This is a genomic window from Streptomyces sp. D2-8, assembly GCF_023184515.1.
Lineage (GTDB): Bacteria > Actinomycetota > Actinomycetes > Streptomycetales > Streptomycetaceae > Streptomyces.
In genome coordinates this window covers 80,539-93,394 of the sequence record NZ_JAAHBP010000025.1, presented here as the reverse complement: position 1 = coordinate 93,394, position 12,856 = coordinate 80,539, and the positions used below count along the sequence as shown (strand labels likewise).

Here is a 12,856-nt window from a genome sequence, read left to right as displayed (position 1 = left end):
GGGGATCAGGAGGTGTGCGGCGCGGCGTTCGCGGCGATCGCGTCCCTCAGGTGCTCGGCGAGGCCCGGGCGCACGGCGTCGTAGAACGCCTTGAAGCGCTCGTCGGCGACGTACATCTCGCCGAGGCAGCGGTGGAGCTCGTGGGAGCACTCGTAGAACCACGTGCAGATGTGCTGCCGGTGCTCCTCCGCCAGGGCCATGGCCGCCTCGCCGGTGGGCGGCTCGTCCGCCGACATCAGGGCGCCGTAGCGCTCCCCCCAGTCGGCGGCCTCGGCCTGGATGCGCTTCCAGTCCTCCTTGGTGTAGCTCGCGGTGCGGCGCTGCGACTCGGCGTACTCGTCCGTGTCGCCCCAGCGCGCCTCCACCTCGTCGGCGTACTGCTCCGGGTCCTTGCCCCCGAAGACCTCGAACTTCTCCTCGGGCGTGAGATTGAGCCCCATCGTGCGTGCCTCCATGGCCTGTTCCACGGCCGCCGCCATCTTCCGCAGCTTCTCGATCCGGGCGGTCAGCAGTCGGTGCTGCCGGCGCAGGTGTGCGCGCGGGTCCGCTTCCGGGTCGTCGAGCAGGGCGGCGACCTCCTCGAGCGGGAAGCCGAGCTCCCGGTAGAACAGGATCTGCTGCAGCCGGTCGAGGTCGGCGTCGCTGTAGCGCCGGTGGCCCGCGTGGCTGCGCTCGCTCGGGACGAGCAGGCCGATGTCGTCGTAGTGGTGCAGCGTGCGCACCGTGACGCCGGCGAAGCCCGCGACCTGTCCCACGGAGTAGCTCACTTCCGCTCCTTCCTTCTTCCGTGCTCCACGGTCGGGCCTCACGTCGCGTGAGGTGCAAGCGTGTTTCCGGTTTATCCTCTTTGGTGCGCTTATGGTGTGCGCGTGGTCCAGGATTCCGCGCAGCAGGCGCCCTCCGTCACCCCCGCGACTCCCGCCCGCACGCTGCTGCCGACGATCCTGCCCGCGCTGGCGGTGGGGATCCTGTCGAGCCTGGTCCTGGTGGGGGTGGAAGTCGCCGCCGAGGAGCTCCAGGACGTGCTCTGGGGGCCGCTGCCGGACGCACTGGGGATCGGCCGGTACTCCGTGGCGTGGATGTTCGTGATGCTCTTCGCGACGGGGGTCGCGGTCGGGCTCGTGGTGTGGAAGATGCCGGGCCACGCCGGCCCGGATCCGGCAACGGTCGGACTGGACGCCCCCGTCCTGCCGCCCGTCGTGCTGCCGGGACTGCTGCTGGCAACCGCGCTGATGCTGGCCGGCGGGCCCAGCCTCGGCCCCGAGAACCCCATCATCACCGTGAACGTCGCCCTGGCGGCCTGGCTGGGCGCACGGCTCGTGCCGCGGGCGCCGGGCCGGGTCTGGCCGGCGCTGGCCGAGGCGGCGACGATCGGCGCCCTGTTCGGCACGCCGGTCGCTGCGGCCCTGGTGATCTCCGAGGCGCTGGCCGCGCGGGAGACCCGCGGACTGCTGTGGGACAACGTCTTCGCACCGCTGACCGCCGGCACGGCGGGTGCCCTCACCGCCACCCTCATCGACCACCCGAGCTTCGACCTGGACCTGCCCTCCTTCGGCCGGCCGGGCTGGAGCGACCTGCTGGCGGCGATCGTGGTCGCTGCGGTCGGCGCCCTGCTCGGCATGGCCGCGGTGCGGGCCTTCCCCTACGTCCACGGCGCCTTCGGCCGGCTGCGCCATCCGATGCTGATGCTCCCGGCGGGCGGCCTCGTGCTGGGCGCCCTCGCGGCCCTCGGCGGCCATCTGACGCTGTTCAAGGGGCTCGACGAGATCGCCGAGCTCGCCAAGGCCCCGGACAGCCGGTCGGCCGGGGAGTACGCCCTGCTGACGGTCGTGAAGCTGGCCGCACTGCTGATCGCCGCGTCCTGCGGCTTCCGGGGCGGGCGCATCTTCCCGGCCGTGTTCGTCGGCACCGCCCTCGGCCTGGGCGCCCATGCCCTGGTGTCCGGGGTGCACCCCTCGATCGGGGTCTCGGCCGCCGTGCTGGGACTGCTGCTGGCCATCACCCGGCAGGGCTGGGTGAGCCTCTTCGTCGCGGCGGTGCTGGTCGCCTCGCCGGGGATCATCGCCGTGCTCTGCATCGCCTCGCTGCCTGCCTGGCTGCTCGTGACGGGCCGTCCGCAGATGCAGCTGCGCGAGGACGGCACGCCCGTCCGCTGACGCCCCCTCCCCTCTCGGACCGTCCCGAACCCACCCCTGGAGGCACCCATGCCGCTCCACGAAGGTCACCGCCCCGTCGAACGCCGCCTGTCCGTCAACCCCTTCTACGGCCCCGCCAACCCGCTCGGCGACATGACCGAGGCCCCGCCCACCCACCGGCTCCCGGAGCAGCCCATGGCCCCGGCGACCGCCCACCAGCTGGTGCGCGACGAGCTGATGCTCGACGGCAACGCGCGGCTGAACCTCGCCACCTTCGTCACCACCTGGATGGAGCCCGAGGCCGGGGTGCTGATGGCGGAGTGCCGGGACAAGAACATGATCGACAAGGACGAGTACCCGCGCACCGCCGAGCTGGAGCGGCGCTGCGTGGCGATGCTCGCCGACCTGTGGAACGCGCCCGACCCGGCGTCCGTCGTGGGGTGTTCGACGACCGGGTCGAGCGAGGCGTGCATGCTCGCCGGGATGGCGCTGAAGCGGCGCTGGGCGAAGCGCAACGCCGACCGCTACCCCGGAGCCCGGCCCAACCTGGTGATGGGCGTGAACGTGCAGGTCTGCTGGGACAAGTTCTGCACCTTCTGGGAGGTGGAGCCCCGGCTGGTGCCCATGGAGGGCGAGCGGTTCCACCTCGACCCGCAGGCCGCGGCCGAGCTGTGCGACGAGAACACCATCGGGGTCGTCGGCATTCTGGGCTCCACCTTCGACGGGTCCTACGAGCCGATCGCCGAGCTGTGCGCGGCACTGGACGCGCTGCGGGAGCGGACCGGACTCGACATCCCCGTGCATGTCGACGGGGCGTCCGGGGCCATGGTCGCGCCCTTCCTCGACGAGGACCTGGTGTGGGACTTCCGGCTGCCGAGGGTGGCGTCGATCAACACCTCGGGGCACAAGTACGGGCTGGTCTACCCGGGCGTGGGCTGGGCGCTGTGGCGGGACTCGGCCGCGCTGCCCGAGGAGCTGGTGTTCCGGGTGAACTACCTGGGCGGCGACATGCCGACGTTCGCGCTCAACTTCTCCCGGCCGGGCGCGCAGGTGGTGGCGCAGTACTACACGTTCCTGCGGCTGGGGCGGCAGGGCTACCGGGCCGTGCAGCAGGCCGCGCGGGACGTGGCCACGGAGCTGGCCGGGCGGGTGGAGGGTCTCGGCGACTTCCGGTTGCTGACCAGGGGCGACCAACTGCCGGTGTTCGCCTTCACGACCGCGCCCGACGTGACGGCGTACGACGTCTTCGACGTCTCCCGGCGGCTGCGCGAGAGCGGCTGGCTGGTGCCCGCGTACACCTTCCCGCCCCACCGGGAGGACCTGTCCGTGCTGCGGGTGGTGTGCCGCAACGGCTTCTCCACCGACCTCGCCGAGATGCTCGCGCAGGACCTGGAGCAGTTGCTGCCGGACCTGCGCCGGCAGCCGGGCCCGCTGACCGAGGACAGGGGCGCGGCGACCAGCTTCCACCACTAGGGGGCGTTCCTCCGAAGCCTCTAACGGCTGAGCCGTCCGAACCTCCGTACCGCCAGCGGGAAGAACACCGCCAGCAGGGCCAGGGGCCAGACGATCGCGGCCCATGCGTGCCCGGACTCCGTGCCGGGCACGCCGAACAGGTCCCGGACGGCCGTGGCCGTGTGGGACATCGGGTTCCACTCGACGACCGTGCCCAGCCAGCCGGGCATGGAGCCGGGGGTGGCCAGCGCGTTGGAGAGGAAGCCGACCGGCCAGACCAGGATCTGCACGGCCTGGACCATCTCCGGCTTCCCGGCCACCAGGGCCAGATGGATGCCGATCCACAGCATGGCGAAGCGGAACAGGAGCAGTAGGCCCACGGCTCCGAGGAGGGCCGCCGGGCCGCCGCCGGGACGCCAGCCGAGCGCGGCTCCCACGCCGATGAGCACGACCAGGGCCAGCGCCGACTGGAGCATGTCGGCCGCCGAACGGCCCACCAGCACCGCCCCGTTGGCCATGGGCATCGAGCGGAAGCGGTCGATGACACCCTTGTTGAGGTCCTGCGTGACGGCGAGCATCGTGCCCTCCAGGCCGAAGGCCATGGTGAGCGCGAACATGCCGGGGATCAGGTAGTCGCGGTACTCGCCGCTCACCCCCCGGCCGCCGCCGATGAGGTAGCCGAACATCAGCAGCAGCATCACCGGGAAGACCAGGTTGACCACCAGTTGGACCGGCTGCCGCCCCCAGCGGGCGAGTTCTCGGCGGGTCATGGTCCAGGAGTCGGTCAGGGCGTAGGCGCTCACGCGGCCTCCTTCACTCGGCGGTCGTCTCCGGTGAGGTGCAGGAACACCTCGTCCAGCGTCGGGCGGCGCAGGGCGACGTCCTCCGCCTCGATCCCGGCCTCCTGAAGGGCCCGTACGACCCCGGAGAGCGCCTCCATGCGGTCGGTCACCGGGGCGCTCAGCAGCCGCCGGTCGGTGTCGACGCTGACCCCGGTGAGGGGCAACAGGGCGACGGCCGCCCCCAGTTGGCCGGCGTTGCGCAGGACCACGTCGATGCGGTCGCCGCCGGTCTCGGCCTTCAGCTCGTCCGCCGTGCCCTCGGCGACGACCCGGCCGGCGTCGACGACCGAGATGCGGTCGGCGAGCTGGTCGGCCTCCTCCAGGTACTGGGTGGTGAGCAGGACCGTCGTACCGCCGCCGACCAGGGAGCGGACGGAGTCCCACACCTCGGCGCGGCCGCGCGGGTCGAGGCCGGTGGTCGGCTCGTCCAGGAACAGCACCTCCGGCTCGGTGATCAGGGAGGCGGCGAGGTCCAGGCGGCGGCGCATGCCGCCGCTGTACTGCCGGACCGCCTTGCGGCCGGTGCCGGCCAGGCCGAAGCGCTCCAGGAGCTCGTCGGCACGCGCGCGTGCCCGCCGGGCACCCAGGTGGTGCAGCCGGCCGAACAGCTCCAGGTTCTGCCGGCCGCCGAGCTCCTCGTCGAGCGCGGCGTGCTGGCCGAGCAGGCCGATGCGCAGCCGCACGGCGTACGCCTCGCGCACCACGTCGTGCCCCGCCACCTCGACCCGGCCCGCGTCGGGCCGCAGCAGGGTGGACAGGACCCTCACCAGGGTGGTCTTGCCCGCGCCGTTCGGGCCGAGCACCCCGTGCACCGTGCCGCGCGCGACCGTGAGGTCGAGCCCGTCCAGTGCGTTCTTGCCTCCGTACGTCTTCTCCGCGCCTTCGACGGTGATCGCCGTGTCGGCCACTGAGTCTCCCTCGCTAGTCAAACTTGACTACATACTCGAAGGTAAGCCCGTGCGCCCCATTCGTCAAACTTGATTAGTCAGCGTCCCCGGGGTGCCGCTCCCCCGTCGCGTACGGGTTCTCCTGGTCCTCGGCCAGGATGCCGACGAACGGGTCGCCCTCGTCGGCGAAGGTGTAGGCGCCGCCCTCGATGCGCTCGATGAGACCGCGGGTCCACGCGGCCTCGGAGTCGGCCGTGTGGACCCACATGTTCATGATCTCGCCGATGTGCCCGAGCTGTTCCGGCCCTTCCTCGGGCACGTAGTGCTCCAGGACGGAGGCCCGCCACTGCTCGATCCGCAGGGTCCGCTCCTTCAGCAGCGCGACCGCCTCCGCCCGCGGCAGGTCGACGACGAAGCCGACGGCGGCCGTCTTCACGTCCCCGCGCTGGTCGTAGGTGACCAGCGCGTCCCGCAGCAGCCGGAGATACTCCTCCCTGCCCCGCCCGGTGATCTCGTACTCCGTGCGGGGCGGGCCGCCGGCCGTGGACGGGGCGACCTCGTGCGCGTGCAGCAGCCCTTGCTTCGCCATCTGCTTCAGGGCGTGGTAGATCGAGCCGGGCTTGGCGGTGGACCACTCGTGCGCGCCCCAGTACTCCAGGTCGTTGCGCACCTGGTAGCCGTGGGCGCGGCCGTGCATACGGACCGCGCCGAGCACGAGGAGACGGATCGCTGACATGCGGTCCAGGTTAGGACCCGGCCGTCACCTGCTGTTCCGCGGCCACCAGCTCGAAGGCCGTCGCGCCGTCCAGCGACTCGCGGATGATGTCGGCGTGGCCCGCGTGCCGGGCCGTCTCGCGGATCAGGTGCAGGCACAGCCAGCGGTGGGAGACCCGGCCGTCCGGCGGGAACCAGGGCTGGGCCGGCAGCGCGAAGGTGTCGTCGAGGCTCGGCACCGAGCGGATGTACGCCTCCGTCTCGGCGGCGACCTTCTCCCAGTACGCCAGCTGCGACTCGACGGTCTCCTTCTCGACCAGCCGGAAGCACTCGTGCCAGTTGCTCTGGTCGCGCACGACGGCCGGCGGCTCGCCCTTGGCCAGGGAGATCCACATCTGCTCGACCTCGGCGACGTGCTTGACCAGCCCGGCGAGGGACAGCTCACTGGCGCTGGGACGGGAGCTCGCCTGCTCGTCCGTCAGCCCGAGCACCGCCCTGCGGACGCCACCGCGCTGTTCGGCGATGAAGGACAGGAGCGCTCCGCGCTCGTCGCCGTGCGCCTCCGCGGGAACGTGAGTGACCATGACCGCCGCCTTTCACCGGACCGGGGGCTTCTCCCCCTGACACCGGCGAATCTACGGACCCTTGCGGTCAGGTTCTGTCCGCAAGGGTCCGGGCGCGCGAAAGGCTCTAGAACGGGAACCCGCTCCGGCCGTGCTGCACCGAGATCCACTTGGTCGTGGTGAACGAGTCCAGCATCGTGTCGCCGTTGAGCCGGCCGATACCCGAGTGCTTCTCGCCGCCGAACGGGACGATCGGCTCGTCGTGCACGGTGCCGTCGTTCACGTGGAACATGCCCGTGTCGATCTGCTTGGCGAAGTTCACACCGCGCTCGATGTTCCCGGTGTGGACCGCGCCGCTCAGACCGTACGGGGTGTCGTTGACCAGACGTACGGCCTCCTCCTCGCCGTCGAACGGGACGAGGAAGGCGACCGGCCCGAAGACCTCCTGCCTGAGCAGCGCCGAGTCGGCGGGGACGTCCGTCAGCACGGACGGCTCGACGAGGTTGTCCGTCCGCCCGCCGCGCACCAGGGCCGTGGCGCCCTCGGCGAGGGCCTGCTCGACCACGCCGGAGAGGGCGTCCGCCTGCGAGGAGTTGATGACCGGGCCGATGACGGTCTCCGGGTCGCGCGGGTCGCCCGCCTTGAGGGTCTTCACCTTGGCGACGATCTTCTCGGTGAACTCGTCCGCGATCGAACGGTCCACGAGGACACGGTTGGCGGCCATGCAGACCTGGCCCTGGTGGACGTACCGGCTGAAGACGGCCGCGTCGACCGCGTAGTCGATGTCGGCGTCGTCGAGGACCACCAGCGCGCTGTTGCCGCCCAGTTCGAGGACGCAGCGCTTGAACTGCCGGGCGCAGACGGTCGCGACGTGCCGGCCGACCTGGTCGGAGCCGGTGAAGGAGATGACCTTGGGTACCGGGTGCTCGAGGAAGGCGTCGCCGATCTCCGCGATGTCCGTGATGACGACGTTCAGCAGCCCGCCGGGCAGCCCCGCGTCCTCGAAGAGCTTCGCTACCAGGGATCCGCCGACGATCGGCGTGTTCTGGTGCGGCTTGAGCACCACGGCGTTGCCGAGCGCGAGCGCCGGGGCGACGGACTTGATCGACAGCAGGAACGGGAAGTTGAAGGGGCTGATCACACCCACCACGCCGACCGGCACGCGGTAGACGCGGTTCTCCTTGCCGTCCACCGGCGAGGGAATGATCCGGCCCTCGGGGGCCAGCGCCAGATGGACCGCCTCGCGCAGGAACTCCTTGGCGAGATGCAGCTCGAAGGCGGCCTTGAGCCGTGTGCCGCCGAGCTCGGCGATGATGGCCTCGGAGATCTCGGCCTCGCGCTCCTCGATCAGGCGCAGCGCCTTCTCGAAGACCGCCCGGCGGGCGTAGGGGTTGGTCGCGGCCCACTGCTTCTGGGCGCGGGCGGCGGCCCGGTAGGCCTGATCGACCTCGTCGACCGTGGCTATGGTGATCGACGCGAGCTTCTCGTCGTCGTACGGGTTGAAGTCGATGATGTCCCAGGAACCGGTACCCGGGCGCCACTCACCGTCGATGTACTGCTGTGCAAGGTCGGTGAAGCAGGACGACGACAATGTGATCCCTCGATCCCTAAGCAGACCCCTGATCGCGCCTTCACGATCTGATCACACGTCATCGTACTTGTGTTTCAAACGAGTTGGAGGAGTACTTCAGGAGAGTTGAAGAAGCCCTCGGAGAAGATCCCGGCTCTCCGAAGGGCCCGGGCTGTCGCTCTGGAGCTCCTTGAGCGCCTTCTCGTACTGGGCGACGTCCTCGGCCTTGTCCAGGTACAGCGCGCTGGTGAGCTGCTCCAGGTAGACGACGTCCGACAGATCGGACTCCGGGAAGCTGAGGATCGTGAACGCGCCACTTTCGCCGGCGTGGCCGCCGAGGCTGAACGGCACCACCTGAAGCCGTACGTTGGGCCGCTCGGAGATCTCGATGAGGTGCTGGAGCTGGCCCCGCATGACCTCGCGGTCGCCGTACGGGCGGCGCAGGGCGGCCTCGTCCAGGATGATGTGGAAGTCGGGAGCGCGCTCGTCGACGAGGTACTTCTGCCGCTCCAGGCGCAGCGCCACACGACGTTCGACGTCGGCCTCGCTCGCGCCCTGCATGCCCCGCCGGACCACCGCGTGGGCGTACGCCTCGGTCTGCAGCAGGCCGTGCACGAACTGCACCTCGTACGCCCGGATCAGCGAGGCGGCGCCCTCCAGGCCGACGTAGGTCGGGAACCAGCTGGGCAGCACGTCCGAGTAACTGTGCCACCACCCGGCGACGTTGGCCTCTTTCGCCAGGGACAGCAGGGAGGCGCGTTCCTGCTCGTCGGTGATGCCGTACAGGGTCAGCAGGTCCTCGACGTCTCTGGTCTTGAAGCTCACCCGGCCCAGCTCCATCCGGCTGATCTTCGACTCGGAGGCGCGGATCGAGTAGCCCGCCGCCTCGCGCGTGATGCCCCGCGCCTCACGCAGTCGCCTGAGTTGTGATCCGAGCAGCATGCGCCGCACCACCGATCCCGGCTCTCCCGCGCTCACGTTCGCCAGCCTCCCCAACGTCTCCAGGGGCCGCAGTCTGCCACTAAAACACTCCGAGCAGTACTCGTCCGGTTACGGAAACGGAATCGAGACGGTCGGCGCTCGCCCGCGAGAGCAAGGAGAGGGCAAGTGAACGGCCAAAGAGGGACACGAAGATGACGGAAAAATTGGCCAACAAGCGGTACGGGCCGCCTCATTCCGGTCACGTGCACGTGCATCTGCCCTTGCATCTGCTGTACGCATCCGAAACCATGGTCCCGCACCACCGCCGCATCGCACCGACCGCGAATTCCCGGGAGTGCCTCGCATGGGGACGAATGGATCGACCATGCTCGAGCCGTTACGGCAGGGCCTTCCGCCGCTGGACCCCGCGGCCGTGTCCGACGCCGCTTCCTGCGCTCTGCCCGCCCGCTACGAAGCGGTGCGCGAGGCACGGCGGTTCACCCGCGGAACCCTCGACCAGTGGGACATGGGCGACCGGTTCGACGATGTCTGCCTGGTGGTCTCGGAACTCGTCACCAACGCGCTGCGGCACGGCCTGCCGGCGAACAGCGCGTGCCCCGGCGGCCGTGAACCTCCCGTGCGCCTGCACCTGATGCGGTGGACCGAGCGGCTGGTGTGCGCGGTGCGCGATCCCAGTCACGACAGTCCGGTCGCCCGGGAGACCGACGACTTCTCGACCGAGTCGGGCCGCGGACTGTTCCTCGTCGACTCCTTCAGCGACAGCTGGGGCTGGCATCCGCTCGCGGGCGCGCTCAACGGCAAGGTGGTCTGGGCGCTGTTCCGGCTACCGCGGACCGGTTCGCAGCCGCACGGGGAATGAGAAGACCGCGGCGCTTCCTCACGTCGCGGTTCTACGCGCGTCACCGCGCATTGAGTACCGATTACCCCGATTTCGCCGGGGTCTTTCGGAGCGTCAGCCGCCCACCAGGTGGTCGAACTCGCCGTCCTTCACGCCCAGCAGCATCGCTTCGATCTCCGCACGGGTGTAGACCAGCGCGGGGCCGTCGGGGAAACGTGAGTTGCGGACGGCCACGTCCCCGCCCGGCAACCGGGCGAACTCCACGCACGAGCCCTGCGAGTTGCTGTGCCGGCTCTTCTGCCAGGCCACGCCGTGCAGCCCGGCGGCCGCCATACCGTTGTACGCGTCGTGGTCCACAGGTCGCTCCCCGGTGGTGCACTGGCTGAGTGGCCATTGATGCAGTGGTCAACTGACCCGGATCATAGCCCTGTTCATGTGCAGATGCATGGGCAGATGCACGTGCACGCGGGGTGGTCCTGCGGTTACAGCTTTGACGACCGCTTTACCGAAGTTCTTGACTGTTTGACGGCCCGGCCCCACCTCTCGTTCCCGGAGGCCTGCGATGAAGTCGGTGGGTTCGGGGAGGTCCGGTGGAGGCAGAGCATCCGCTCGGCGGCCGGGCGAGAGGGCGCGCGGGGGCCGCACCGGAGAAGCGGGAGCTGAGGCGCGGGGCGCGGGCAGGCTGTTCGGCCGGCCGACCCGCATCCGGAAGACCGTCGCTGCCTGCGAGGACGGGAAGAAATGGACCGGTCGCAGGAGGGCGGGGTCCACCTCACGGCCGGTGCTCCGCTCGGACGATCGCCGGACACGCCCTCGGCTCTTCTGCCCCCGACGACCCGCACGGCAGCACCCCGGGCCGCCCCGGCGGACGACCGCCGCGCATCCGGTCCGACCCTCGTCCGGCCCGCGTCCGGCCCGGTCCTGACGGCCCGTCGTGGGCCGCGGCGCCGGTCTGCCGATGGCCGCCTCCGGCCCGGTCGCGTCACGCGCAGGAGGTTCCCCACCCGTCAAGCGTGGGGAACCTCACCCGAATCGGACCGGCTCAGCGTCCGGCGTACGGCAGCAGCGCCATCTCGCGGGCGTTCTTGATCGCCCGGGCCAGCTGCCGCTGCTGCTGGGACGACACCCGGGTGACGCGGCGGCTGCGGATCTTGCCGCGGTCGGAGATGAACTTCCGCAGCAGGTCGGTGTCCTTGTAGTCGATGTAGGTGATCCCGGCCTGGTCCAGGGGGTTGGGCCGGTCCTTGGCGGGCTTGCGGTCGGGCTTGCGCGGCATGGGGGGTCAGACCTCCAGGAGGGTGTCGAAGGCGTGCGGCAGCCGCTGCCAGGCGTCGCGCCCGGCGGCGTACTCGGCGTCGGTCAGCAGGCAGGACTCCAGCAGCCGCTCCAGGCCGTCCCGGTCGAGGCCGGGCGAGGTGAAGACGAGGTGCTGGCAGCGGTCGCCGTGCTCGGGGTGCCAGTCCAGCGCGGCGGCGGCACGGCGCACCGGCGGGACCATCTCCCAGGCCGCGTCCGGCAGGGAGGCCAGCCACGGGCCCGCGCTCTCCACACACAGGGCCCCGCCCGCCGCGTCCCAGTGGAACAGCGTGTCGGGCTTGTCGGCGAGCCAGAACCGGCCCCGGCTGCGGGCGGCCGCGCAGGTCAGGTCCTCCAGCGCGGCGTACAGCCGCTCCGGGTGGAAGGGGCGGCGCCGGCTCCAGACCAGGGTGGAGACGCCGTGCGCGTCGGCCTCGGCGGGCAGCAGGGCGCAGGCCGGGTGCTGGGCGGCGGCGGCCGCCTCGACGTCGAAGCCGGCCAGGGCGGCCTGGGCCAGGGACGAGAGCGGACGCCGGCGCGGGGTCGGCACCGTCAGACCGTCGTCGGCCGGGTCCACGGGGAGTCCCTGCCCGATCGGGGCCTGGCGGGCCGTCGGGTGCAGTTGCGCGAGCAGCTCACGGTCCTCGTCGTCGGCCTCAGGGGAATCGGCGACCGCGAGGACGGGGGCGTACTCCAGCTGGCGCGCGAAGGTGTCGGCGACCGTGCGCTGGTCGGTCGCGGCGGCGGCGAGACCGCCGTCGGCCAGGTCGTCGCCGTTGCCGAGGTACGGCAGGACCAGGGCCGGGTCGACGGCGGTGATCACGCCGGTGACGGTCAGCCCGCCGGCCGTGACGACCTCGGCCATGGCCTTGGGCTCGACGGAGTCCCACAGTTCGACGACGGCGAGCCGGGTGCCGCCGGCGTCCCGCAGCCGCTCCAGCTCCGGCACCAGGTCCTCGCGCAGGGCGCAGCACGCGCAGTCGTTGACGAGCGGCGCCTCCCCCGCGTCGAGGATGCCGCCGGCGTCCCTGATGGTCCGCACGACCGTGCCCGCGGCGGCCGTCGCCAGGTCGTGGTGAAGGACGACGCTGCCGGGCACGTCGGCGAGCAGCCGCGCGACGGCGGCCCTGCGGGCGTCGGCGTGCAGCCCGCCGACGATCACGACGGAGAGCCCAGGAGGGACAGCCACGGGGTCAGCCCTTCTTTCCGTACCGGCGCTCGAAGCGCTCCACGCGGCCGGCGGTGTCCAGGACGCGGGCCGTGCCGGTGTAGAAGGGGTGGCTGACGTCGGAGATCTCGACGTCGACGACCGGGTAGGTGTTGCCGTCCTCCCACTCGATCGTCTTCTCGCTCGTCATGGTCGAGCGGGTGAGGAAGGCGTAGTCCGCGGCTCGGTCGCGGAAGACGACGTGGCCGTAGGCCGGGTGGATTCCCTCGCGCATGGTCAGCGCTCCTCTCGGAAGTCGACGTGGCGGCCGGCGACCGGATCGAACTTGCGCAGGGTCAGGCGGTCCGGGTCGTTGCGGCGGTTCTTGCGGGTCACGTAGGTGAAACCGGTCCCGGCGGTGGACCGGAGCTTGATGACCGGCCGGAGTTCGTTGCGTGCCATGCCGCTAT

General features: G+C 71.2%; 15 protein-coding genes. 3 read left to right on the top strand and 12 right to left on the bottom strand.

What is annotated here, in order from left to right:
* Window positions 1–5: 5 nt before the first annotated feature.
* Entirely contained in the window at window positions 6–767 is a 762-nt protein-coding gene (locus G3I77_RS34260) for a MerR family transcriptional regulator (RefSeq protein WP_248510098.1), read from the bottom strand.
* Between the two features lie 102 nt (window positions 768–869).
* Between G3I77_RS34260 and G3I77_RS34255 the strand changes: the two genes are divergently transcribed.
* Both G3I77_RS34255 and G3I77_RS34250 read left to right on the top strand, forming a co-directional pair.
* The gene (locus tag G3I77_RS34255) at window positions 870–2,156 is read left to right on the top strand and encodes an ion channel protein (RefSeq protein WP_248510095.1); all 1,287 of its coding nucleotides are present in this window, start codon (window positions 870–872) and stop codon (window positions 2,154–2,156) included.
* Between the two features lie 48 nt (window positions 2,157–2,204).
* Window positions 2,205–3,608 carry a glutamate decarboxylase gene (locus G3I77_RS34250; RefSeq protein ID WP_248510088.1) on the top strand — a complete coding sequence of 468 codons (1,404 nt, stop codon included), beginning with the start codon at window positions 2,205–2,207 and terminating at the stop codon, window positions 3,606–3,608.
* Window positions 3,609–3,628: 20 nt separating this feature from the next.
* Here G3I77_RS34250 and G3I77_RS34245 read toward each other — a convergent pair whose 3' ends face one another.
* From G3I77_RS34245 to G3I77_RS34220, 6 genes are all read right to left on the bottom strand, one after another.
* Window positions 3,629–4,390 (bottom strand): ABC transporter permease, encoded by a 762-nt coding sequence (locus tag G3I77_RS34245; protein ID WP_248510087.1) that lies wholly within the window; start codon window positions 4,388–4,390, stop codon window positions 3,629–3,631.
* Window positions 4,387–5,337 carry an ATP-binding cassette domain-containing protein gene (locus G3I77_RS34240; RefSeq protein ID WP_248510086.1) on the bottom strand — a complete coding sequence of 317 codons (951 nt, stop codon included), beginning with the start codon at window positions 5,335–5,337 and terminating at the stop codon, window positions 4,387–4,389. Before G3I77_RS34240 ends, G3I77_RS34245 begins: the two co-directional genes overlap by 4 nt.
* Window positions 5,338–5,410: 73 nt before the next feature.
* Window positions 5,411–6,052 carry a PadR family transcriptional regulator gene (locus G3I77_RS34235; protein ID WP_248510085.1) on the bottom strand — a complete coding sequence of 214 codons (642 nt, stop codon included), beginning with the start codon at window positions 6,050–6,052 and terminating at the stop codon, window positions 5,411–5,413.
* Window positions 6,053–6,062: 10 nt separating this feature from the next.
* Window positions 6,063–6,614: a DinB family protein gene (locus G3I77_RS34230; RefSeq protein ID WP_248510083.1), complete on the bottom strand. Its 552-nt coding sequence runs from the start codon at window positions 6,612–6,614 to the stop codon at window positions 6,063–6,065.
* A gap of 106 nt (window positions 6,615–6,720) precedes the next feature.
* Complete coding sequence (locus G3I77_RS34225) at window positions 6,721–8,184, bottom strand: aldehyde dehydrogenase family protein (protein ID WP_248510082.1); 1,464 nt, start codon at window positions 8,182–8,184, stop codon at window positions 6,721–6,723.
* A 96-nt stretch (window positions 8,185–8,280) separates the two neighbouring features.
* The gene (locus G3I77_RS34220) at window positions 8,281–9,105 is read right to left on the bottom strand and encodes a helix-turn-helix transcriptional regulator (RefSeq protein WP_248510256.1); all 825 of its coding nucleotides are present in this window, start codon (window positions 9,103–9,105) and stop codon (window positions 8,281–8,283) included.
* Between the two features lie 343 nt (window positions 9,106–9,448).
* On the opposite strand from G3I77_RS34220, the gene G3I77_RS34215 reads away from it, so the two are divergent.
* Window positions 9,449–9,964 carry an ATP-binding protein gene (locus G3I77_RS34215; RefSeq protein WP_248510080.1) on the top strand — a complete coding sequence of 172 codons (516 nt, stop codon included), beginning with the start codon at window positions 9,449–9,451 and terminating at the stop codon, window positions 9,962–9,964.
* 93 nt (window positions 9,965–10,057) lie between these two features.
* Here G3I77_RS34215 and G3I77_RS34210 read toward each other — a convergent pair whose 3' ends face one another.
* The 5 genes from G3I77_RS34210 to rpmG all read right to left on the bottom strand — a co-directional run bounded on the left by G3I77_RS34210 (window position 10,058) and on the right by rpmG (window position 12,848).
* Window positions 10,058–10,276 (bottom strand): DUF397 domain-containing protein, encoded by a 219-nt coding sequence (locus G3I77_RS34210; RefSeq protein ID WP_045296613.1) that lies wholly within the window; start codon window positions 10,274–10,276, stop codon window positions 10,058–10,060.
* A 709-nt stretch (window positions 10,277–10,985) separates the two neighbouring features.
* Window positions 10,986–11,219, bottom strand: a complete 234-nt coding sequence (rpsR, locus tag G3I77_RS34205; protein ID WP_053669730.1) for a 30S ribosomal protein S18 — start codon at window positions 11,217–11,219, stop codon at window positions 10,986–10,988.
* A gap of 6 nt (window positions 11,220–11,225) precedes the next feature.
* Entirely contained in the window at window positions 11,226–12,428 is a 1,203-nt protein-coding gene (locus G3I77_RS34200; RefSeq protein ID WP_248510079.1) for a GTP-binding protein, read from the bottom strand.
* A gap of 4 nt (window positions 12,429–12,432) precedes the next feature.
* A complete protein-coding gene (locus G3I77_RS34195; protein WP_248510077.1) occupies window positions 12,433–12,681 on the bottom strand; it encodes a type B 50S ribosomal protein L31 in 249 nt (82 codons plus the stop codon).
* A 2-nt stretch (window positions 12,682–12,683) separates the two neighbouring features.
* Window positions 12,684–12,848 (bottom strand): 50S ribosomal protein L33, encoded by a 165-nt coding sequence (gene rpmG, locus G3I77_RS34190; protein ID WP_003991959.1) that lies wholly within the window; start codon window positions 12,846–12,848, stop codon window positions 12,684–12,686.
* Window positions 12,849–12,856: the final 8 nt, after the last annotated feature.